Origin of the sequence: Sphingomonas sp., from assembly GCF_032114135.1 — a bacterium.
In the GTDB taxonomy this organism is placed as follows: domain Bacteria; phylum Pseudomonadota; class Alphaproteobacteria; order Sphingomonadales; family Sphingomonadaceae; genus Sphingomonas.
Genome location: NZ_DAMCTA010000006.1, coordinates 52,888 through 73,431, shown reverse-complemented (window position 1 = coordinate 73,431; position 20,544 = coordinate 52,888). Strand labels below are relative to the sequence as shown.

Below are 20,544 nucleotides of genomic sequence, written 5' to 3'. Positions count from 1 at the left end.
CGACTCACAGTCATCAAGGTGTGAAGATGGAGCTTATTCCACTTGAACAATGGCGGCGACATATTCCGACCGAAAGGATCGAGCCATGTTTCTTACCCCCATCAACACCCTCGGCGATGCGAAGGTGGCGCGCGTCGTCGATTGGCAGATCGAAGCCTTCGAACCTACCGGCCTTCTGCCCGACTGGGACGCAAGCCATCAGCCGCTTCTCGACGCGATGCCGGAGACGATGACGCCCGACGGGCGGCACGTCCTCCTGAGTATTCATAGCTGGGTGGTCTGGCTCGGCGGCAAGATCATCCTGATCGACACAGGCGTGGGCAATGACAAGTCGCGCCCCTTCGCGCCCTATTTCGATCGGTTATCGACGCCCTATCTCGCACGATTGGAAGCCTTGGGGGTCACGCCCGAAGCCGTCGATTACGTGTTGCACACGCATTTGCATGTCGATCACGTCGGCTGGAACACGCGCCTGATCGATGGACGATGGCAACCGACCTTCCCCAATGCCCGCCACATCTTCTCGGCCAAGGAATATGCCTTCTTCGCGGTCCCTGCTAATGCCGAGAACCGCCATCGCACCAGCTTCCAGACCCAGAGCGACAGCGTGACGCCGATCGTGGAAGCAGGGCTTGCCGAGATGATAGACATCGATGGTAGCGAGATCATCCCCGGCTTCTCGTTCCATTCCACGCCGGGACATTCGGTGGATCACGCATCGATCGTGCTGCGGAGCGCAGGCAGCACCGCACTCTTTGCGGGCGATGTCTTCCATCATCCTGTTCAGGTCTTCGCGCCGCACCTGCTATCGCTGTTTGATCCGGACAGGTCGACCGCCTTGAAATCCCGATTCTGGGCGCTGGATTTCGCAGCGGACACCAAGGCCAAGCTGTTCAGTTCCCATTTCCCCGCCTCTGGAGTCGGAACCGTCAGCAGGCGTGGCGCCGAATATGTCTGGTCATTTACCTGAGCGTATCGAGCCGCATGACCACTTACGACACAAGCCGCCGTTCGTGCGCGGACCGAAAGCGACGACTTCGTCCCGAGCCTCGCCCTTCCAACCTTCGCCGTCGGAGATGAACCAACGGCAGGTCTGGGGTTCCACGAAGGCGGCGCTCAACGACCGGGATTGGGCAAAAACACCCCTCCACGCGTCCGCCAGCTCTAGAACAGCACCGCCCCGCCCGCGACCAGCCGCACGTCCGGGGAGTTGCGGTTCAGCCCCGCCACGGCCAGCAGGTCCAGCTGCAGCACCTTGGTCGGCTTCCACGCGGTCGACAGCGCGGCGAGCGCATGGGTCTCGTGCCCCTCGGGATCATTGTCGCGCTCGAGCGAGAGTTCCGCCGTCGTCGTCACCTTTTCGCTGAGCTTGTAGCGCAGGCCGGTGATGCCGCTGTAGGCGAAGTGCCGCCCCTGCCCGCTCTCGTTGGCGGCGGCGTCGGCCTCGCCGGTGAAGGCGACGGCGAGTTTCTCGGTCAGGTCATATTGCACCGGCACGATCGCGCCCGCGGACCAGGTGCCGTCGCCGATCGGCGACTTGCCGGTGGGCGCAGTGACGAAGCCCTCTAAGCCCGCGGAGAAGGGCTTGCCCTTCTCGCCCGCGAGATGCTGGCGGACCGCGAAGCGCAGGTCGCCGGTGCCGGTCACCCGGTCGATCGCGCCGCCGGCCTTGTCGCGGGTGCGGTCCTGGCCATAGCCGGTCCAGCCCAGCTGCACCTCGGTCTTGGAGCCCACGCCCGCGCGCACCAGCAGATCGGCGGTGACGATCCGGTCCTCGCGCTGGTCGGCGGTATCGTCGCGCTCCCAGTCGACGAACGAGGCCTCGACATGGACGCGGCCCGGTTCGGTGGTGCAGCTCGATCCGCCGATGCTCGGGCGGGTCGGGCAGAAGCGCGGGTCATCGTCGGCAAAGGCATGGCCCGCCGCGAGCAGTGCCGTCGCGACGCCAAGGATGCGTGCAGTTCGAATCATGTTGTCCCCCCAAAGCTATTGGAGGGCCCAACGATGGCATGTCGGAAATGTTTCGATACACAGATTTCAGGCGTCGCGGATCGCATGCTCCAGATCGGCGGCATGCGCGGCGGCGGGTTCGGTCGGTGCGGCGGCGTCGGCGAGTTCGGTCGCGACGCGGGCGCCGCCGGTGAGCGTGCGGTGCACCGGGCAACGATCGGCGATCTCGAGCAGCCGGGCGCGCTGGGTATCGTCGAGGTCGCCCTCGATCTCGATGCGACGGGTGAACAGGTCCGCCGGCTGGACGCTTGCCTGGCGCTGGTGGCCGGCGAGCGTGCGGATGCCGGTGACCGGCCAGCCCTTCTGCAACGCATAGACGCGCAGCGTCATCGTCGTGCAGGCGGCGAGCGCCGAGGCGAGCATCTGATAGGGCGTCGGCCCCGATCCCATGCCGCCGACCGACACCGGCTCGTCGAGCATCAGCGCCACGCCCGCGACCTGCACCGCCACCTGGAACTTGCCCGCGCCGGTATCGCGCGCGATCGCGTCGAGGGCCACTTCACTGCTCATGCCGTATGCTCCGCCAATTTGGTGTCGATGGCGATACCCTGCTTGAGCGTCAGCGTCACCGGCGTGCGCTCGGCGATTTCGGCGAGCCGTGCCTTGCCGGCCTCGTCCGGGCCCGTGATCGTCAGCGTGCGCTTGATATGGCGCTCCTCGGGCTTGCCGAGGACCCGCAGGTCGACGTCGAGCGTGTCGATCCGCCAGCCCTTGCGATCGGCATACATGCGCAGCGTCATCGCGGTGCAGGCACCGAGCGCGGCGAGCAGCAGTTCGTAGGGCGCGGGGCCGGCATCGGTGCCGCCGTTGCTCGGCGGCTCGTCCGCGAGGAGCGCATGGCTGCCGGCCTGGATCCGGGTCTCCATGGTCTCGGTGCCGATATGGGCGGTGGCGTGGAGCATGGTCGCGTTCCTCAGATCGCCAACAGCGCGATCGCTTCGATCTGCGCGGGGTTGAAGCCGTGGTCGGCGAGCACCGGCACCAGATGCGCGGCGGGCTGGCGCTGGCGGCGCGTGGTGCAGACGAACTGGCGGATCGCCTCCAGCCGCGGATCGGCGAGCGGGGTCGGGCGGCGGGCGGCGAACAACGTGTCCGCGACCCGGCCGAGCAGCGAGGGGCGTTCGCTTGCCGGGACCGCGGTGCAGCCGCAGGCCGCCGCGTCCTGGAAGGCGACCGAGACCGCGGCCCATTCGGTCTGGCTGAGTACGGGTGCTGCGGTACGATCCATCAAAACCTCCTGTGTTGGGCCGATGCTAGCCCGGCGCCGCCTTTCCGATCAGCCGGATAGTTTCGACGCTATCGTTCGAGGGAGTTGAACAGCCGCTTTTCGATATCGTCGAACATATGGGACGACTTTATTCCAGTTCTCTGGCCAACTCGCCGGGGCCATCTTCCGGTCACCAGGCGAGGCAGATCGGTCCCCGCCCTCTTTCGGAGACACATCATGGCTACCGCACCCTTCCTCACCACCGCCACCCCTACCAACGTTCAGTCGGCCCTGCCGCTGGTCGGCCGCATCGGCATCGCCGCGATCTTCCTGCTGAGCGGCCTGTCCAAGCTCGCCGCGCCGGCTGCCACGATCGGCTATATCGCCTCGTCGGGCCTGCCCCTGCCGCAGCTGGGCTTCGCGATCGCATTGCTCGTCGAGCTGGGCGGCAGCATCGCGCTGATCCTCGGCTATCGCACGCGCATCGTGGCGGCGATTCTCGCCGCCTTCTCGGTGGCGACCGCGCTGGCCTTCCATGCGGCACTGGGCGACCAGAACCAGTTCATCCACTTCTTCAAGAACATCGCGATGGCCGGTGGCCTGCTGCAGGTCGTCGCGTTCGGCGCCGGTGGCTGGAGCCTCGACGCCCGCCGCTAAGGCGATCTGAAACCGCGTTGAAAGGGGTCGCGCCGTTGCGCGGCCCCTTTTCGCCGCCCATCCACTCGTACAGGCGATCCGGCGCCCGGTCTCCGCTACACAGGCCGGGAGGAGATCGCCATGACCCGCTGCACGCACATGAATTCGGAAACGGTCCGCGCAGTCACCCCCAGCGCCAAGGGCTGCGAGGCATGCCTCAAGACCGGCAGCTGGTGGGTCCATCTGCGGCTGTGCCGGGAATGCGGGCATGTCGGCTGCTGCGACCAGTCGCCCAACCGCCACGCCACCGCCCATTTCCAGGAAACCGGCCACCCGATCATGGAAGGCTATGACCCGCCCGAAGGCTGGGGCTGGTGCTATGCCGACGGCATCGAGGTCGACCTGCCCGATCAGACGCCGCAGGACGGGCCGATCCCGCGCTTCTTCTGAACCGGTCCCGTGGACAGCCGCGGGCCGGGCGCTAAGACGGTGCCGATGATCGCGCATCCGTCGCTTCGATGACCCCGCCCGCCCCTGCCTCGCGCGCCGCGCTGCTGCTGTTCGGCGCAGGCGATTTCGCGTTCAATCTCTACTGGCAGGCGGTCAATCTCTACCTGCTGTTCTTCTATATCGACACGCTGCGGCTGGCCCCGGCACTGGCCGGCACGCTGTTCCTGGTCGGCGCGACCTGGGACGGCGCGGCGGATTTCGTCGCGGGCGTGGTCGCCGAGCGGATGCGGCGGCCCTATCGGTGGCTGATCGGCTGGGGCGCCGTGCCGCTGGGGCTCGCCTTCGTCGCGATGTTCGCGGTGCCGGTGGGCGGCTGGGGCGCGGCGCTGGCGGCACAGCTCGGCTTCCGTACGCTCTATGCGTTCACCAACATCCCCTATGCGGCCTGGACCAACCGGCTGGCGGGCACCAGCGCCGAACGCTCGCTGCTCGCAGGGTTGCGGATGATCTTCGGCGCCCTCGCCGCAACCTTGGTGGCGGGAACGATGCCGGGGCTGGTGCACGCGCTGGGAAGTTATGGGACAGCGAGTGCGCTGCTCGCATCGCTGGGCGTACCGCTGCTCCTGGCAATCGCGTGGAGGGTGCCCGAGCGGCAACCATCGACCGAGGCCGCTATCCGCCCCGCACTCGGCCCCGCGCTGCTCCTGCTCGCCCGCAACCGTGCGTTCGTCGCGCTGAACCTCGCCGCGGCGGCGGGCGCGGCGGCGGCGGCGCTTACCACCCAGTCGGTACTCTATTTCTTCCGTTACGTGCTCGCCGACGATCCGGCGGGGCCGCGGGCGCTGGCGGTCATGGCGTTCGCCAGTCTGGTGGCGACGCCACTCTGGACGATCGCCGCGCGCAGGGCAGGCGCGCGGGCTGCCTGGCTGGCGGCGTGCGGGCTGGCCCTCGCCTTGCCCGCGGGCTTCCTGCTGCTGCCCCACCCCGGAGTCGGCGCGGCGACGCTGTTCCTGCTGGGCATGCAGGTCGCCTTCGCAGGCTTCGGGCTCGCCGCCTGGACGCTGCTGCCCGACAGCGTCGACTGGGGTGCGGCGCGGAGCGGTGTTCGGGTCGAGGCGATCGCATTCGGCACCTTCGCGCTCGCCCAGAAGGCGGCGCTGGCGGCGGCGGGGTTCACGATCGGGGCGATCTACCAGGCGAGCGGCTTCGTCGCGGGGGCGCCGCAGGGAGCGGCGAGCCTGGCAGCGATCCGCTGGCTGATGCTGGCGGGGCCGGCGGTGCTGCTGCTCGGTGCGCTGGCGGCGGTGCTGGCGCTACCACCGCGGCGGGAGATGACGGCTTAGCGTTTCCTCCCCCGCCAGGGAGGAAACGCTATTGGCGGCCCGTGGCTTTCGGACCGTGGCGATCAGACCAGCTCGAAGCTGCCCGATACGCCTTCCGCCTCGGCCGACGGCGCGATCCACAGCTGGAATTTGCCCGGCTCCACCGTCGGCTTGAGCGCCTGGCCGATGAACAGCAGGTCGGCGCGGGTCAGCGTGAACTGCACCTGCTTGCGCTCGCCGGGCTTGAGCGCGACGCGGCGGAACGCCTTCAATTCGCGGACCGGCCGGGTGACGCTCGCCGCCACGTCGCGGATGTAGAGCTGCACCACTTCCTCGGCCGCACGCGACCCGCTGTTGGCGATGGTCGCCGACACCACCAGCTTGCCGTCCGCCGTCAGCCTGCCGCCGCCCAGATCGAGGTCGCTATACGCGATCTTGCCATAGGTCAGCCCGTGGCCGAACGGGAACAGCGCCTGGTTCGGGAACTCGCGATAATGGGTCTTGTATTCCTGCAACGGACCCGCCGGATTGGGGCGGCCGGTCGGCTTGTGATCGTAGTGATAGGGCTCCTGCCCCGTCGCCTGCGGGAACGAGACCGGCAGGCGCGCGGAGGGGCTCACCACGCCGAACAGCACGTCGGCAATGGCAGGGCCGTCCTCCGAGCCGAGGAACCAGGTGACGAGGATCGCCGGCGCGTTGAGCACCGCACCCTCCAGCGCCAGCGCGCGGCCGTTGCGGAGCAGCACGACCACGGGTTTTCCGGTCGCTGCCACGGCCTCGGCCAGCGCCATCTGCGCCGGGGGCACGACGATGGCGGAGCGCGACTGCGCCTCGCCCGACATGCGAGCATGCTCGCCGACCGCCAGCACGACCACATCGGCCGCCTGCGCGGCAGCAACCGCCGCCTCGATCCCGCCCGGGATCGCGCCGTCGAGCCCGGCGCCTTCGGTGACGCTCACCAGCGACGGATCCCTGACCAGCGCCTTGACCCCGGTCGCCAGATCGACCGCCTCGGCATCGGTGCCATAGACATTCCAGGTACCGATCAGATCATGCAGCCCGCTCGCGAACGGGCCGATCAGCGCGATCTTCTTGCCCGTGCGCGGCAGCGGCAGCAGGCCGCCCTCGTTCTTGAGCATCACGATCGAGCGCGACCCCGCCTCGCGGGCCAGCGCGAGATTGGCGCGGGTACGTACGCGTGCCTTCTCGCGCGCCGGATCGATGCGGCGGAACGGATCGTCGAACAGACCGAGCTGCACCTTCAGCGCCAGCACCCGCCGCACCGCCTCGTCGAGCCGCGCCATCGGCACCTCGCTTTTGGCGACCAGATCCGGCAGGTGCTTGATGTAGAAGCCGCTCTGCATGCTCATGTCGACGCCGGCCATAAAGGCGAGCTTGGTCGCCTCGCGCGCATCCGCCGCGAAGCCGTGCGCGATCAGTTCCTCGTCGGCGGTATAGTCGGAGACGACCAGCCCGTCGAAGCCCCACTCGCGGCGCAATACTTCGGTCAGCAGCCATTCGTTGGCGGTGGCTGGAATGCCCGACAGCTCGTTGAACGACGCCATCACCGTCGGCGCACCCGCGGCGAGCGCCGCCTGGAAGGGCGGGAAATAGGTTTCGCGCAGCATGCGCTCGGAAATGTCGACCGTGTTGTAGTCGAGCCCCGCCTCCACCGCGCCATAGGCGGCGAAATGCTTGGCGCAGGCCGCGACCGCGTCGGCCGCTTCGAGCCCCTTGGCGCCTTGGAAGCCGCGCACCCGCGCCGCCGCGATCAGCTTGCCGAGCAGCACATCCTCGCCGGCGCCCTCGACGCTGCGGCCCCAGCGCGCGTCGCGGGTGATGTCGACCATCGGCGCGAAGGTCCAATCGATGCCCGCGGCCGCCGCTTCAACGGCTGCGACACGGGCGGTGCGCTCGGCGAGATCGGGATCGAAGCTCGCCGCTTCGCCCATCGGCACGGGAAAGACGGTGCGGAAGCCGTGGATCACGTCCGCGGCGAAGAGCAGCGGGATCTTGAGCCGCGATTCGCGCGTCGCCACGGTCTGCATGCGCTTGGCCATCGCCGCGCCGTTGCCGTTGAACACGCCGGTCAACCGTCCGGCGCGGACCTCTGCCAGCTGCCCGTCGAAGTTCGACGAGGCGCCTGCGGGATTGAGCGTCACCGCCGCACCGCCCGACCAGGCAGCGGCCATCAGCGTGAGCTGCCCGGCCTTTTCCTCGACGGTCATCCTGGCGAGCAGCGACTCGACCGCGGCGGGCAGTTTCTTTGTCCCCGCCTGGAGCAGCATCGCCCGCGCCGGACTTGCCGCCCAGGCCGCCGCCGCGCTCGCCCCGATCAACACCGCACGCCTCGAAATCTGGCCGTCCTTCACGCATTTCCTCCCACAGCGCAGCCCTACATCGGCCGCCGCATCAACAATCTTGCAACCCGCTATTGCTTCATGTAACCGGTTACATCAAGAGCTTGACGCCACTGCCGGCAAACAAGCCGCCGCAACCCAGACCCAGGAGGGGACGAAGACCGCCATGCCGAACGCAACGATCCGTGATGTCGCGCGGGAAGCGTCGGTGTCCGTTGCGTCGGTGTCGCGCGCGCTGAACGGCGCGACCAACATCCGCCCCGAACTGCGCGATCACATCCGCGATGTCGCCAATCGGCTCGGCTATGTGCCGCATGCTGGCGCGCGCAACCTGAGTCTCGCGCGGTCCTCGACGATCGGCGTCGTCGTTCCCGATCTGCACGGCGAGTTCTTCTCCGAATTGTTGCGCGGCATGGACCGCCAGGCGTCCGAGCTGGGCCTTCACCTCCTCCTGATGGTGATGCACGGAGAGGCCGATCGTGGCGTGACTGCGCTCCACGCGATGCGGGGCCGCGTCGACGGGCTGGTGGTGATGGCACCGCAGATCGCGTCCGACGAGCTGTTCCAGCATCTGCCCCGCACCATGCCCTCAGTGCTCGTCAACTGCGCGCCGCACGACGGGGTCCGCGCTGAACTGCGCGTAGACAACGTTGCCGGAGCGGTCGCGGTGATCGAGCATCTTGCCGCGGGCGGTTGCCGCCGGATCGTCCATATCGCGGGGCCCGAGGGCAATATTGACGCGCGCGAGCGTCTCCAGGGCACCCGTGAGGCCTGCGCGCGGCTCGGTCTCGATTTGCGCGTGATCGACGGCGACTTCCTCGAAGATTCCGGTACCGCGGCCATTGCCACGCTGCAGGCCGAGCGCGCCGACTATGACGCGGTGTTTGCCGCGAACGACATGATGGCGGTGGGCGCGCTGATGGCGCTCAAGCGCGCGGACATCGCGGTACCCGGAAAGGTCGCAGTGGCGGGGTTCGACAATATTCCGCTGACCCGCCTTATTTCGCCGGCGCTCACCACCGCCAGCATCGACATTGCCGAATTCGGCGCGCGCGCCGTGGTGCGCCTCGCCGGACTGATCGACGGCGCCGCCGACGACACGCTCGAATGGCGCGCGCCGATCGTCATGCCGCGGGAATCGACCCGCCAATACCCGAAAACAACAACAGAAAACCCGATCCGCCGGGGAGATAGAGAGTAACCATGAACAAGCTAGTTTTGCGTTCCGCATTGCTGACGATGACCGTGCTGGGCAGCGGTGCCCTGCTCGCCCCCGCCCCTGCCATGGCCCAGGTCGGCCAGGCATCGCTGCGCGGCACGATCACCGCGCCGGCCAACAACCCGGTCACCGAAGTCACCGCGATCGAAGTGTCGACCGGCATCCGCCGCAGCGCGACCGTCGGCGCCGACGGCAGCTACAACTTCGCCTCGCTGCGCCCGGGCACCTATCGCCTCGAGATCAAGCTGCAGAACGGCGTGCGCAATTCGGACGCGTTCACGCTGCGCGTCGGCCAGAATGCCGGGCTCGACCTCGATCTGTCGACCACCACGACCGCCCCGGCGGCCGATGCCGGCGCCGCGCCTGCGGGCGACGACACCGCCGCGCCTGCAACGGGCGACGAGATCGTCGTCACCGGCAACCGCATCCGCTCGCTGGACGGCGGCCAGGTCGGCATCAACATCACGCAGCGGCTGATCGAGCAGCTGCCGCAGAACAACCGCAACTTCCTCGCCTTCGCCGACCTCGCGCCGGGCGTGCGCTTCATCGAAGGCGCCAACGGCACGTCGAGCATCAAGGGCGGCGCGCAGGACAGCCGCACCGTCAACGTGTTCATCGACGGCGTCAGCCAGAAGGACTACGTCCTCAAGAACGGCATCACCGGGCAGGACAGCTCGGCCGGCAATCCGTTCCCGCAGCTCGCGATCGGCGAGTATCAGGTGCTTTCGTCCAACTACAAGGCGGAGTTCGACCAGGTCAGCTCGGTGGCGATCACCGCGGCGACCAAGTCGGGTACCAACGAGTTCCACGGCGAAGCCTTTATCGACTATACCAACCAGGACCTGCGCGCGCGCCGTCCGACCGAGCTCTTCCCGGTCGAGCGCGACAAGGTCAATTCGAACAACAAGCAGTTCGGCGTCGCGCTGGGTGGTCCGATCATCAAGGATCGCGCGCACTTCTTCGTGACCTACGAAGGCAAGCGGATCGACAGCCCCTATGACGTGCGGCCGGAAAACGGCGTCTCGACGAGCATCTTCCCGTCGCAGTACCAGCAATACTTCGGCACCTTCTCGCAGCGCTTCAACGAAGACCTGTATTTCGGCAAGATCGACCTCGAGCCGAGCGACAAGGACCTGATCGAGCTCACCGGCAAGTATCGCAAGGAATCCGGCTCGCAGATCGCGACCGGCGTCAACGCGTCGAACACCGCGACGCTCAACAAGGTCGACGAGAAGCGCTTCATGCTCCGCTGGCAGCGCAGCGAGGACAATTGGATCAACGATGCCCGCGTGTCGTACCAGGACACCAAGTGGGCGCCGACGCCGGAAACCGTCGGCAACACCAGCTTCTTCCAGGCCTCGACGGTGAACAACGGCAACTTCACCCGGACCGACCTGCTGCGCTTCGGCGGCGGCGGCAGCCAGCAGGACAAGGGCCAGAAGGGCTGGACGGTGCAGGACGACTTCACCTTCACCGGCTTCAACGGCCACACCATCAAGGTCGGCACCAAGGCGAGCTTCATCCGCCTGCGCTCGCTCGAGCAGAACCGCGCCAACCCGCAATATACCTACGACATCAATGCGTTCAGCCCCACCGGCTTCAACGACCAGGTGCCGTACCAGCTCGACTTCGGCGTCCCCACCGGCAACGGCCCAGTCGACATCCGTTCGAGCAACTTCCAGTTCGGCGTCTATGCGCAGGACGATTGGGACGTGACCTCGCACCTGACGCTCAACCTCGGCCTGCGCTGGGATTATGAGCGCACCCCGGCCTTCGTGAACTATGTGACCTCGCAGGAAAACCTGACGGCGGTGTCGGCGGCCAATTATCCGAACCTGGTCAACGCCGACTACAACATCAACGATTTCATCTCGAACGGCCGCAACCGCAAGACCTTCACCGGCGCCTTCCAGCCGCGGCTCGGCTTCACCTACCGCATCGACGAGGCGGGCCGGTTCGCGGTGTTCGGCGGCTATGGCCGCTCCTATGACCGCAACCAGTTCGACTTCCTCCAGCAGGAAGTAAGCCAGGGCGTCTATGCGGTGCGCCGCTTCAACTTCCGCGGCGCGGACTCCAATCCGAACAACGCCTGCGTCGGGGCCGATGCGTCGACCTGCGTCACCTGGAACCCGATCTACCTGACCCCGGAAGGCCGCCAGCAGTTGCTCGCCGGCGCGACCGGCGGTGGCCGCGAGTTCCGCTTCCTTCGGAACGACCTCAAGGTCCCCTATTCGGACCAATTCAGCCTCGGCATCCGCGGCCGCTTCCAGCAGGTCGGCCTCGAGCTCGGCTATAGCCATGTCGCCAGCAAGAACGGCTTCGCCTTCCTTCTCGGCAATCGCCGGCCGGACGGCAGCTTCTTCTTCAACGATCCGACGAACCCGACCGACACGCCGGCGCCGCCGTTCGGCTTCTCCCCCAAGGGCTATAACAGCATCATCCTCGGCACCAACGGGCTGAAGACCAATGCGGACTCGGTCTATTTCAAGGTCACCAAGAGCTATACCCAGGCCTCGCCCTGGAGCCTCGATGCGACCTACACCTATACCGAGGCGACCGAGAACCAGCTGGGCGAGACCTATCTGCTCGATTTCCCGTCGGTCAGCGATTACCCGATGCTGCGCTCGTCGGGCGTGCCGCGGCACCGGCTGGTGATGGCCGGCAGCGTGGACCTGCCGCTGGGCTTCGCGCTGTCGTCCAAGTTCCAGATCGAATCCGCGGCCTATCAGAAGGCGATCCTCAACCAGTCCAACCCGTTCCAGCGCGTGGTCGTCGGCCGCGAGGTTGATGGTTCGGGCGGCGGCTGGGGCCGGCGCCAGCTCGACATGGCGCTGACCAAGTACGTGCCGATCCACTTCATCAGCGACCAGACCCGACTGCGCTTCCGCGTCGACGTGCTGAACGTGTTCAACGATTACAACTACATCACCTTCAACAACGACCCCGCCTCGCGGGATTGGGGCGCGCGCAGCAGCTATGACGTCGGCGGCAACCCGCCGCGCACCGTCAAGCTGTCGGTCGGCTACTCCTTCTGATCCCTCCTCTGGGACGGCGCCTCTTCCTGGCGCCGTCCCATTTTTTTCAGGACCCACATTTCATGATCGATCGCAGGCAACTGCTCGGCTCCGGCGCGGTGGCGCTGGTGGGCCTCGCGGGCGCATGCTCGCAACCCGGCACCCGCATGGGCGGCACCGGCCCCGCACCGGCAGTAGACCCGCTGATCCGCGACGTGCAGGAACGCACCTTCCGCTATTTCTGGGATACCACCGATCCCGAGACCGGCCTCGCACCCGATCGCTGGCCCACCCCCTCCTTCGCCTCGATCGCCGCGGTGGGTTTCGCTCTCACCGCCTATCCGATCGGCGTCACCAACGGCTGGATCACCCGCGACCAGGCCCGCACCCGCACGCTCGCCACGCTGCGCTTCTTCGCCACCGCGCCGCAGGGCGACGGGCAGAGCGACGCCAGCGGCTATAAGGGCTTTTTCTACCACTTTCTCGGCACCACCAAGGGCCGCCGCTTTGCGCGCGCCGAGCTGTCGACGATCGACACCGCGCTGCTGCTCGGCGGCGTGCTGTTCGCGCAGAGCTGGTTCGATGCCGACGATCCGCAGGAGGCGGAAATCCGCAGCCTCGCCGACCAGCTTTATGCGGCGGTCGACTGGAGCTGGATCACGCCGCGCCCGCCCTTCGTCTCGATGGGCTGGCACCCAGAGAGCGGCTTCATCCCCTCGGACTGGAACATCTACAATGAGGGGCTGCTGCTCTACGTGCTGGCGCTGGGCTCGCCGAGCCATCCGCTGCCGCCCGAGACCTGGACCGCCTGGACCGCGCGTTTCGACGCGCAGTGGAGCGACAAATGGGGCGAACCGCACCTCCATTTCGCACCGCTCTTCATCCACCAATACAGCCATTGCTGGATCGATTTCCGCGGCATCCGCGATCCCTATATGGCGGCCAAGGGCATCGACTATTTCGAGAACAGCCGCCGCGCGGTGCGCGCGCAGCGCAACTATGCGATCGCCAATCCGGGCGGCTGGACGGGCTATGGCGGGGACGTATGGGGCCTGACCGCCTGCGACGGTCCCGGCGACTTCAAGCAGCGCCTCGCAGGTCGCGAGCGCGAATTCTTCAGCTACTCCGCGCGGGGCCCCGATGATCGCGACGACGGTACGTTGGCACCGACGGCGGCGGCGGCCTCGATCGCGTTCGAGCCCGAACTGGCCGGTCGCGCGATGGCGACGATGCATGCGCGCTATGGCCGCGGCATCTATGGCCGCTACGGCTTTCTCGACAGCTTCAACCCCACCCTCACCCGCGCGGAGAAGCCGCTCAAGCACGGCAAGATCGTGCCGGGTATCGGCTGGGTGGACGGCGACCATCTCGGCATCGACCAGGGGCCGATCCTGCTGATGATCGAGAACCTGCGCAGCGGCCTCGTCTGGGAGGTGATGCACCGCAACCCGCATATACGTCGCGGGCTGCAGCGCGCAGGCTTCAAGGGCGGCTGGCTTTAATCGTCCTGCCGGTCGGTCTTCTTGGGCGCGACCCAGACATGGACTGGCACGACGACCTTGCCCGGTGCGGGCTTGCCGATGTCGACGCGGCTGGCCTGGACCAGTTCGCCGTTCGAGAGAGTGAAGGACGCCCAGGGCTTGGGCATGCGGCCGAACGTCATCTTCTGGATGGGTTCGCCGGTGTTCGAATTCATGATGGTAGCAATGACTGGCATGCGCCTGCCGCTATTCGGGCAGGCGCCGGGCTGTCCAGCGGGGGCGCCGACGAATCTGTGGATAGCGCCCCTTCCCCGCCGCACGATCGGCGCTAAAGCCGCGGGCGAGACACCGGCAAAGGGAGCAGACCATGATCATCCGCAGCGACGAGACCCAGGATATCGAGGTCCCCGGCGGCGGCACGATGCGGATGCACCTGTTCCGCCCGGCGGTGGAGGGACGCTTCCCGGGCGTGCTGCTCTTTTCGGAAATCTACCAGGTGACCGCGCCGATCCGGCGGCTGGCGGCGATGCTCGCGGGGAACGGCCTGCTCGTCGCGGTGCCGGAGGTCTATCACGAATATGAGCCTGCGGGCACGGTGCTCGCCTATGATCCGGCGGGGACGGATCGCGGCAATGCGCTCAAGATCACCAAGCCGGTCGCGGCCTTCGACGCGGACGCCACCGCCGCGCTGACCGCGCTCGCGGCGCACCCCGCCTGCTCGGGGAGGCTCGGCGCCTTCGGGGTGTGCCTGGGCGGCCACCTCGCCTATCGCGCCGCGCTCGATCCCCGCGTCTCGGCGACGGCTTGCTTCTACCCAACCGACATCCATTCGGGCACGCTCGGCGAGGGCCGCAGCGACGACAGCCTCGCGCGCATGGCCGAGCTCAAGGCAGAGCTGCTGCTCGTCTGGGGGCGGCAGGACCCGCATATTCCCTTTGCCGGGCGCGAGGCGATCCGGGCGCGGCTGGAGGAAGTCGGCGCATCCTATGCCTGGCACGAGTTCAACGCACAGCACGCCTTTCTGCGCGACGAAGGCCCGCGCTACGATCCCGCGCTGTTCCTCCAGGCGATGGCGCTGACGCTCGATTTCTACCGGCGGACGCTCGGCGGATCGGCGTGATCCGTAGGGTGCCTGCGCATCCCTGCAATGCTCCGGATTGACAGACCACTGCACTTCGAGTGGTATGACCAATAAGGCGGCGCGGCTCGCGACCGCCATTGGGAGAGACATCGCGATGCGCACCGCCCCGGCCCTGGCCATGCTCCTGCTGTCTTCGGTGGCGATCGTCATACCGGCATCTGCGCAGGCGCAGACGGCCTATCAGGTCAAGGCCGAGCCCCGCGCGACGATCGATCTCTCCACCGGCTGGCGCTTCCATTTCAGCGACGTGGACACGGCCCCCGCCGCCCCGGGCTTTGATGATGCCGCGTGGCAGCCGGTGACGGTGCCGCATACCTGGAACAAGGTCGGCACCTATGCCGTCACCCGTGCCGCCAATGCCGATATGCGGCAGGGCCAGGGCTGGTATCGCCGCAGTCTCACCGTGCCGGCCGCCCTGCAGGGTCGGCGGCTGTTCCTCGAATTCGACGGCGTCTCCAAGATCGCCGATATCTGGGTGAACGGCCAGCATGTCGGCCATCATGCCGGGGCCTTCGGCCGCTTCCGGATCGACGTTACCGGCGCGCTCAAATCCGGCACCAACAGCCTCGTCGTCCGCGCCGACAACAGCGCCGCCGCGCCGGACAGCAGCACCGAGCATGTCATCCCGCTCGGCGGCGATTTCTTCGTGCAGGGCGGGATCTATCGCGGCGTTCGGCTGCTCACCGTCGAGGACGCGCATATCGACCTTGCCGATCATGGCGGGCCGGGCGTGTATCTGCGCACGCCGAAGGTCTCGGCGACCAGCGCCGAGGTCGCCGCCAAGACGCTGATGCGCAACCTCGGTTCGCGCGCCCGGACGCTGACCCTCACCACCACCATCCAGGACGCGACCGGCAAGCCCGTCGCCACCGGTCGAACGCCCGCCACCCTCGCGCCGGGCCAGGCGCTGGCGGTGGAGCGCAGCCTCACCGTCTCCAACCCGCACCTCTGGCAGGGGCGCGCCGATCCCTATCTCTACCGCGTCGTCAGCGAGCTTCGCGACGGCGCCCGCGTGATCGACCGGCAGGTCCAGCCGCTCGGCATTCGCAGCTTCGTCTTCGATCCCAACCGCGGCCTGATCCTCAACGGCAAGCCTACCCCGCTCCACGGCGTCTCGCGCCACCAGGATGTGGGCGGCGAGGGCTGGGCGCTCACCCCCGAGGACCATGCCCGCGACATGGCCTTCGCCCTCGAACTCGGCGCCAACACGATCCGCCACGCGCATTACCAGCACGCCCAGGAATGGACCGAGGAGGCCGACAAGGCGGGCATGGTGGTGTGGGCCGAGCTCCCCTTCGTCCACGAAGCAAACGTCGAGCCCAGTCAGCCGCCGGCGCCCGAGACGATCGCCAATGCCGAGGAGCAGCTGCGTGAGCTGATCCACCAGAATTACAACCACCCGTCGATCTTGCTCTGGTCGGTCGGCAACGAGGCCGATATCGGCGCGGCGATCGACGCGATGCGCAAGGGCGGCGGCGGCAAGCCCGCCCAGTCGCGCGCGATGCTGGAGCAGCTCGACAAGCTGGCCCGCGCGGAAGATCCCACCCGCCCCACCGTCTATGCCGATTGCTGCGAGGATACGCCGTCGGTCCTGTCGATGGCAGGATCGCCCAGCCTCAACGGCGTGACGCAGGTGATGGGCCTGAACCGCTATTATGGCTGGTATTATGGCGATCTGGACGGTGTCGGCCCGGCACTCGACGCGCTCCATGCCAAGCACCCGACGCTGCCGATCGGCCTGAGCGAATGGGGTGCCGGAGGCGCGATGACCCAGCATAGCGACAATCCGCGCGGCGGCCCGATCGCCGCCTATGGCCGCCCCCAGCCCGAGGAATATCAGAGCCTCGCGATCGAGGAGAATTGGAAGCAGATCCGCGCCCGCCCCTATCTTTCGGCGAGCTGGCTGTGGAACCTGTTCGACTTCGCGACGACGATGCGCAACGAAGGCGACGCGACCGACATCAACACCAAGGGCCTGGTCTCCTACGATCGCAAGACGCGAAAGGACTCCTTCTATTTCATCCAGGCGAACTGGTCGGACGCGCCGGTGGTGCACCTCAACGGCCGCCGCTATGTCGACCGCGCCTATGCGGTGACCGACGTGCGCGGCTATTCCAATGCCGATCGGGTGTCGCTCTCGGTCAACGGCAGGCCGGTGGGCACGGTCGCCTGCCCCGATCGGATCTGCGTGTGGCCGGGCGTGGCACTCGCGCCGGGCGCCAACCACCTCGTCGCCACCGCCACGATCGGCGGCAAGCAGGTCAGCGACGCGATCGACTGGACCGGGCCCGATCCGCGCAAGGGCTTGTTCATCGATTCCGGCGCGCTGGTCGGGGGCATGATGGGCGGCGACCGCTATGGCTCGGACGACTTCTTCCGCGGCGGCACGGCCAAGGTACTCGCCGGCCGCTCGCCCTTCGCGCCGCCGCCCAAGGTAGAGGGGACCGACAGCCCGGCGCTGTTCGGCAGCTACCGCGAGGGCAAGTTCGGCTATGAAATCCCCCTGCCCGACGGCAGCTGGACGGTGACGATCGCCAGCTTCGAGCCCGACGCCGCCAAGGGCGCCGCACGCAGCTTCGCAGTGCTGGCGAACGGGCAGCGGGTAATCGATAGCTTCTCGCCGATGCAGGCAGCGGGCGGCGCCAACAAGGCGACCACCCGCAGCTTCCAGGTGAAGAGCAGCGGCGGGCGGCTGGTGCTGGCGTTCGAGCCGGTCGGTGGCGACGCGATGGTGGCGGGGATCGCGATCCGGCCGAACTGAGGCGGCGGTCGCGCTTTGACCTTTGCCGCGACATTGCCCACAAGCATGGGCGATGCCGGAGCCATTGCGCAGCGTTGCCTTTGAAGGCGTTGGGAAATCCTATGCGAAGGGCGCGCGGGCGGTCGACGGCGTCTCGCTGGAGATCGCCGGCGGCAGCTTCGTCGCGCTGGTCGGCGCCTCGGGCTCGGGCAAGTCGACGCTGCTCAAGATGGTCAACCGGCTGATCGAGCCGAGCGACGGCCGGGTCCTGATCGACGGCGCACCGGTCGGCGCCGAGCCGCCGCACCTGCTGCGGCGGCGGATCGGCTATGTCTTCCAGAATGTCGGCCTGTTCCCGCATCTGACCGTGGGCGAGAATGTCGCGATCGGCCTTAAGCTGGCCGGTGCGAGGGATCGACAGGCGCGCGTCACCGAACTGCTGCGGCTGGTCGACCTGCCCGAAGCGATGGCCGCGCGGATGCCGGACGCCCTGTCGGGCGGCCAGCGCCAGCGGGTCGGCGTCGCCCGCGCGCTCGCCACGTCGCCCAGGCTGCTGCTGATGGACGAGCCCTTCGGCGCGCTCGATCCCGTCACCCGCGACGCGCTCGGCAAGGCGATCCGGACGCTGCACGAGACCATGGGGCTCACCACCATCCTAGTTACCCATGACATGGCCGAGGCGCTGCTGCTCGCCGATCGCATCCTGGTGATGGAGGCCGGCCGCGTCGTCGGCGATGCTTCCCCACGCGACCTGCTCGCCGGCAAGGGCGGCGCGGCGGCCGATGCGCTGGTCGCGGTCCCGCGCGAACAGGCCGAGCGGCTGGCGGCGCTCGCCCGATGACCAGCGCCTTCGCCCGCGTGCCCGAATTGCTGGCGCAGCATTTGCTGCTGGCCTTCTCCGCGCTGCTGCTCGGCATCGCGATCAGCCTGCCCTTGGCGGTGCTCTCCGCCCGGCATCGCGGCGTCGCCCGGGCTGCGCTGGGCCTCGCGAGCCTGATCCAGACCATCCCCAGTCTCGCGCTGCTCGCGCTCTTCTATCCGCTGCTGCTGTCGCTCTCCGCGCTGGTCGGTGGCGGCATCCCGGCGCTGGGCTTCCTGCCCTCGCTGCTTGCGCTGACCCTCTATGCGCTGCTGCCGATCCTGCGCAACGCGGTGACCGGTCTCGTCACGCTCGACCCGGCGGTGCGCGAGGCGGCGGACGGGGTCGGCATGACCCGCTGGCAGAGGCTGCGGCTGGTCGAGGCGCCGCTGGTCGCGCCGATGGTGATGGCCGGCATCCGCACCGCCGCCGTCTGGACGATCGGTGCGGCGACGCTCTCCACCACGGTCGGCCAGCCGAGCTTGGGGGACCTGATCTTCGCTGGGCTGCAGACGCAGAACTGGGCGCTGGTGCTCGCCGGCTGCATCGCCGCCGCCGGGCTGGCGCTGGCGGTCGATGCGCTGCTCGGCCTCGCCGAATGGGGCATCGCGCATCGCCGCCGCATCCTGGTGTGGCTGAGCCTGGGCCTGATCGCCGCCGGCGCGCTGGCCGCCCTCGCCCCCGCCTGGCCTTCCAGCCGCGGCGTGGTGACGATCGGGGCCAAGGGCTTTTCCGAGCAATATATCCTCGCCCGGCTGATCGGCGCGCGGCTGGAGGCTGCGGGCTATACGGTACGGTACCGCGAAGGACTCGGCTCGGGCGTCGCCTATGGCGCGCTGGCGAGCGACGCGATCGACGTCTATGTCGATTATTCGGGCACGATCTGGACCAACCAGATGCATCGCACCGACGTGCCGCCTCGCGCGGCAATCGTTCGCGGCGTCGCCGATTGGGCCAGGCGCACCAGCAACGTCACGCTGTTGGGAAGCCTCGGATTCGAGAATGCCTATGCCTTCGTGATGCGCGGCGATGATGCCAAGCGGCGCGGCATCACCACCATCGCCGATCTCGCCAAGGTGGCGCCGTCGCTCAAGCTCGCCACCGATATCGAGTTTCTCGAACGCTCCGAATGGAAGGCGGTGCAGCGCGCCTATGGCCTGCGCTTCGCCGAGGCGCATCCCTATCAGCCGACCTTCATGTACCGCGCGCTGACCAGCGGCACCGCCGACGTGATCCCCGCCTTCTCCTCCGACGGCCGGATCGCCGCGCAGGGGCTGACGGTGCTGAAGGACCCCAAGGGCGCGATCCCCGGCTATGACGCGGTACTGCTGGTCTCGCCCCGCCACGCCAACGATGCGCGCTTCCAGGCGGCCCTCCGCCCGCTGATCGGCGCGGTGCCGGTCGAGCGGATGCGGCAGGCCAATTATCTGGTCGACCGCGATACCGACAAGCAAAGCCCCGACACCGCCGCGCGCTGGCTGGCAGAAAAGCTGCGCCGCTAGCCGCTCACGCGCGAAGCATCAGAGGCAGCGGGGGTCGCGCACCGGTGCGTCGCCGCCGCGGGTGAGCCAGCGCCCATCCGGCGCGCGATACTTTTCGCCCGGTGCGGTGCGGAGGATCAGGTTGCAGCCCGTAACGAACGCCATCTGCTCGACGGTCGAGCTCGCCGCCGCCTGCTGCGTATACTGGCGCTTGCGCTGGATGTTGATGTTGTTGACGATCGCCTGCAGCTCGGGCGACGCCGCGCCGACGATACCGAGATAGCCGTCGGGCTGTTCGCCCACCTTCCCCTGCTGCCGCGCCGCCTGATAGGCCGGGTCGCGCTGGGCGAAGGCCGGGGCGATCCCGCTCGCCGCGATCGCCGCCGCAATACCGAAAGTGGAAAGCAACTGTCGCATCAGAAAATCCCCGGATTGTCCTGGATGATGGCCTTCGCCTTGTTGTCGAGGCGATAGACCACTTCCTGGGTGATCGAAATATTGAGATTGATGACGATCGGCTTGTCGGGCGCGTTCACCGTGACACAGCCGCCGAGCAGCGCTAGCGGCGCGATCCCGCAGGCGCCCAGCCGAAGAGACGAACCCTGTTTCATGCTTCCAAGCTCA

Annotated in this window: 19 protein-coding genes; 11 read left to right on the top strand and 8 right to left on the bottom strand. The window is 68.0% G+C overall.

The window, feature by feature from the left end:
• The first annotated feature begins 49 nt into the window (after positions 1-49).
• A complete protein-coding gene (locus RT655_RS18805) occupies positions 50-970 on the top strand; it encodes an MBL fold metallo-hydrolase (RefSeq protein WP_313539965.1) in 921 nt (306 codons plus the stop codon).
• 194 nt (positions 971-1,164) lie between these two features.
• Here the strand turns inward: RT655_RS18805 and RT655_RS18800 are convergent, their stop codons facing one another.
• The 4 genes from RT655_RS18800 to RT655_RS18785 form a co-directional block, all read right to left on the bottom strand.
• Complete coding sequence (locus tag RT655_RS18800) at positions 1,165-1,971, bottom strand: transporter (protein ID WP_313539963.1); 807 nt, start codon at positions 1,969-1,971, stop codon at positions 1,165-1,167.
• Positions 1,972-2,037: 66 nt separating this feature from the next.
• On the bottom strand, positions 2,038-2,520 hold the full coding sequence (locus RT655_RS18795; RefSeq protein ID WP_313539960.1) for an OsmC family protein: 483 nt from the start codon (positions 2,518-2,520) through the stop codon (positions 2,038-2,040).
• Positions 2,517-2,912 carry an OsmC family protein gene (locus RT655_RS18790; RefSeq protein WP_313539957.1) on the bottom strand — a complete coding sequence of 132 codons (396 nt, stop codon included), beginning with the start codon at positions 2,910-2,912 and terminating at the stop codon, positions 2,517-2,519. Before RT655_RS18790 ends, RT655_RS18795 begins: the two co-directional genes overlap by 4 nt.
• An 11-nt stretch (positions 2,913-2,923) precedes the next feature.
• Positions 2,924-3,238, bottom strand: a complete 315-nt coding sequence (locus RT655_RS18785; protein ID WP_313539954.1) for a hypothetical protein — start codon at positions 3,236-3,238, stop codon at positions 2,924-2,926.
• Positions 3,239-3,454: 216 nt separating this feature from the next.
• Here RT655_RS18785 and RT655_RS18780 point away from each other — a divergent pair, with 216 nt between their 5' ends.
• The 3 genes from RT655_RS18780 to RT655_RS18770 all read left to right on the top strand — a co-directional run bounded on the left by RT655_RS18780 (position 3,455) and on the right by RT655_RS18770 (position 5,646).
• A complete protein-coding gene (locus RT655_RS18780) occupies positions 3,455-3,874 on the top strand; it encodes a DoxX family protein (RefSeq protein ID WP_313539951.1) in 420 nt (139 codons plus the stop codon).
• Between the two features lie 120 nt (positions 3,875-3,994).
• Positions 3,995-4,303, top strand: a complete 309-nt coding sequence (locus tag RT655_RS18775) for a UBP-type zinc finger domain-containing protein (RefSeq protein ID WP_313539949.1) — start codon at positions 3,995-3,997, stop codon at positions 4,301-4,303.
• Between the two features lie 68 nt (positions 4,304-4,371).
• Positions 4,372-5,646: an MFS transporter gene (locus RT655_RS18770; protein WP_313539946.1), complete on the top strand. Its 1,275-nt coding sequence runs from the start codon at positions 4,372-4,374 to the stop codon at positions 5,644-5,646.
• Positions 5,647-5,708: 62 nt separating this feature from the next.
• Here RT655_RS18770 and RT655_RS18765 read toward each other — a convergent pair whose 3' ends face one another.
• On the bottom strand, positions 5,709-7,853 hold the full coding sequence (locus RT655_RS18765; protein WP_313539944.1) for a glycoside hydrolase family 3 N-terminal domain-containing protein: 2,145 nt from the start codon (positions 7,851-7,853) through the stop codon (positions 5,709-5,711).
• Between RT655_RS18765 and RT655_RS18760 the strand changes: the two genes are divergently transcribed.
• The 3 genes from RT655_RS18760 (at position 7,777) to RT655_RS18750 (ending at position 13,720) form a co-directional block, all read left to right on the top strand.
• Positions 7,777-9,186: a LacI family DNA-binding transcriptional regulator gene (locus RT655_RS18760; RefSeq protein WP_313539941.1), complete on the top strand. Its 1,410-nt coding sequence runs from the start codon at positions 7,777-7,779 to the stop codon at positions 9,184-9,186. The genes RT655_RS18765 and RT655_RS18760 overlap by 77 nt on opposite strands.
• Positions 9,187-9,188: 2 nt before the next feature.
• The gene (locus RT655_RS18755; RefSeq protein WP_313539939.1) at positions 9,189-12,239 is read left to right on the top strand and encodes a TonB-dependent receptor domain-containing protein; all 3,051 of its coding nucleotides are present in this window, start codon (positions 9,189-9,191) and stop codon (positions 12,237-12,239) included.
• Positions 12,240-12,301: 62 nt separating this feature from the next.
• Positions 12,302-13,720 carry a glucoamylase family protein gene (locus tag RT655_RS18750; RefSeq protein WP_313539936.1) on the top strand — a complete coding sequence of 473 codons (1,419 nt, stop codon included), beginning with the start codon at positions 12,302-12,304 and terminating at the stop codon, positions 13,718-13,720.
• Here RT655_RS18750 and RT655_RS18745 read toward each other — a convergent pair.
• Positions 13,717-13,935 (bottom strand): hypothetical protein, encoded by a 219-nt coding sequence (locus tag RT655_RS18745; protein WP_093295677.1) that lies wholly within the window; start codon positions 13,933-13,935, stop codon positions 13,717-13,719. The genes RT655_RS18750 and RT655_RS18745 overlap by 4 nt on opposite strands.
• A 131-nt stretch (positions 13,936-14,066) precedes the next feature.
• Here RT655_RS18745 and RT655_RS18740 point away from each other — a divergent pair, with 131 nt between their 5' ends.
• From RT655_RS18740 to RT655_RS18725, 4 genes are all read left to right on the top strand, one after another.
• Positions 14,067-14,819: a dienelactone hydrolase family protein gene (locus RT655_RS18740; RefSeq protein ID WP_313539929.1), complete on the top strand. Its 753-nt coding sequence runs from the start codon at positions 14,067-14,069 to the stop codon at positions 14,817-14,819.
• Between the two features lie 115 nt (positions 14,820-14,934).
• On the top strand, positions 14,935-17,601 hold the full coding sequence (locus RT655_RS18735; RefSeq protein ID WP_313539926.1) for a glycoside hydrolase family 2 TIM barrel-domain containing protein: 2,667 nt from the start codon (positions 14,935-14,937) through the stop codon (positions 17,599-17,601).
• A gap of 52 nt (positions 17,602-17,653) precedes the next feature.
• The gene (locus RT655_RS18730; protein ID WP_313539923.1) at positions 17,654-18,421 is read left to right on the top strand and encodes an ATP-binding cassette domain-containing protein; all 768 of its coding nucleotides are present in this window, start codon (positions 17,654-17,656) and stop codon (positions 18,419-18,421) included.
• A complete protein-coding gene (locus RT655_RS18725) occupies positions 18,418-19,941 on the top strand; it encodes an ABC transporter permease/substrate-binding protein (protein WP_313539921.1) in 1,524 nt (507 codons plus the stop codon). Before RT655_RS18730 ends, RT655_RS18725 begins: the two co-directional genes overlap by 4 nt.
• An 18-nt stretch (positions 19,942-19,959) precedes the next feature.
• Here RT655_RS18725 and RT655_RS18720 read toward each other — a convergent pair whose 3' ends face one another.
• Together RT655_RS18720 and RT655_RS18715 are read right to left on the bottom strand one after the other, a co-directional pair.
• On the bottom strand, positions 19,960-20,337 hold the full coding sequence (locus RT655_RS18720) for a YdbL family protein (protein ID WP_313539919.1): 378 nt from the start codon (positions 20,335-20,337) through the stop codon (positions 19,960-19,962).
• Entirely contained in the window at positions 20,337-20,531 is a 195-nt protein-coding gene (locus RT655_RS18715; RefSeq protein WP_141985065.1) for a YnbE family lipoprotein, read from the bottom strand. Before RT655_RS18715 ends, RT655_RS18720 begins: the two co-directional genes overlap by 1 nt.
• Between the last annotated feature and the right edge of the window lie 13 nt (positions 20,532-20,544).

What these genes read in the sequence shown, in the direction of transcription:
- RT655_RS18720 (WP_313539919.1), bottom strand. Translation starts at nt 20,337, where the DNA reads ATGCGACAGTTGCTTTCCACTTTCGGTATTGCGGCGGCGATCGCGGCG.
- RT655_RS18770 (WP_313539946.1), top strand. Translation starts at nt 4,372, where the DNA reads ATGACCCCGCCCGCCCCTGCCTCGCGCGCCGCGCTGCTGCTGTTCGGC.
- RT655_RS18785 (WP_313539954.1), bottom strand. Translation starts at nt 3,238, where the DNA reads ATGGATCGTACCGCAGCACCCGTACTCAGCCAGACCGAATGGGCCGCG.
- RT655_RS18745 (WP_093295677.1), bottom strand. Translation starts at nt 13,935, where the DNA reads ATGCCAGTCATTGCTACCATCATGAATTCGAACACCGGCGAACCCATC.
- RT655_RS18740 (WP_313539929.1), top strand. Translation starts at nt 14,067, where the DNA reads ATGATCATCCGCAGCGACGAGACCCAGGATATCGAGGTCCCCGGCGGC.
- RT655_RS18750 (WP_313539936.1), top strand. Translation starts at nt 12,302, where the DNA reads ATGATCGATCGCAGGCAACTGCTCGGCTCCGGCGCGGTGGCGCTGGTG.
- RT655_RS18780 (WP_313539951.1), top strand. Translation starts at nt 3,455, where the DNA reads ATGGCTACCGCACCCTTCCTCACCACCGCCACCCCTACCAACGTTCAG.
- RT655_RS18725 (WP_313539921.1), top strand. Translation starts at nt 18,418, where the DNA reads ATGACCAGCGCCTTCGCCCGCGTGCCCGAATTGCTGGCGCAGCATTTG.
- RT655_RS18775 (WP_313539949.1), top strand. Translation starts at nt 3,995, where the DNA reads ATGACCCGCTGCACGCACATGAATTCGGAAACGGTCCGCGCAGTCACC.
- RT655_RS18800 (WP_313539963.1), bottom strand. Translation starts at nt 1,971, where the DNA reads ATGATTCGAACTGCACGCATCCTTGGCGTCGCGACGGCACTGCTCGCG.
- RT655_RS18715 (WP_141985065.1), bottom strand. Translation starts at nt 20,531, where the DNA reads ATGAAACAGGGTTCGTCTCTTCGGCTGGGCGCCTGCGGGATCGCGCCG.
- RT655_RS18730 (WP_313539923.1), top strand. Translation starts at nt 17,654, where the DNA reads ATGCCGGAGCCATTGCGCAGCGTTGCCTTTGAAGGCGTTGGGAAATCC.
- RT655_RS18795 (WP_313539960.1), bottom strand. Translation starts at nt 2,520, where the DNA reads ATGAGCAGTGAAGTGGCCCTCGACGCGATCGCGCGCGATACCGGCGCG.
- RT655_RS18790 (WP_313539957.1), bottom strand. Translation starts at nt 2,912, where the DNA reads ATGCTCCACGCCACCGCCCATATCGGCACCGAGACCATGGAGACCCGG.
- RT655_RS18755 (WP_313539939.1), top strand. Translation starts at nt 9,189, where the DNA reads ATGAACAAGCTAGTTTTGCGTTCCGCATTGCTGACGATGACCGTGCTG.
- RT655_RS18735 (WP_313539926.1), top strand. Translation starts at nt 14,935, where the DNA reads ATGCGCACCGCCCCGGCCCTGGCCATGCTCCTGCTGTCTTCGGTGGCG.
- RT655_RS18805 (WP_313539965.1), top strand. Translation starts at nt 50, where the DNA reads ATGGCGGCGACATATTCCGACCGAAAGGATCGAGCCATGTTTCTTACC.
- RT655_RS18765 (WP_313539944.1), bottom strand. Translation starts at nt 7,853, where the DNA reads ATGACCGTCGAGGAAAAGGCCGGGCAGCTCACGCTGATGGCCGCTGCC.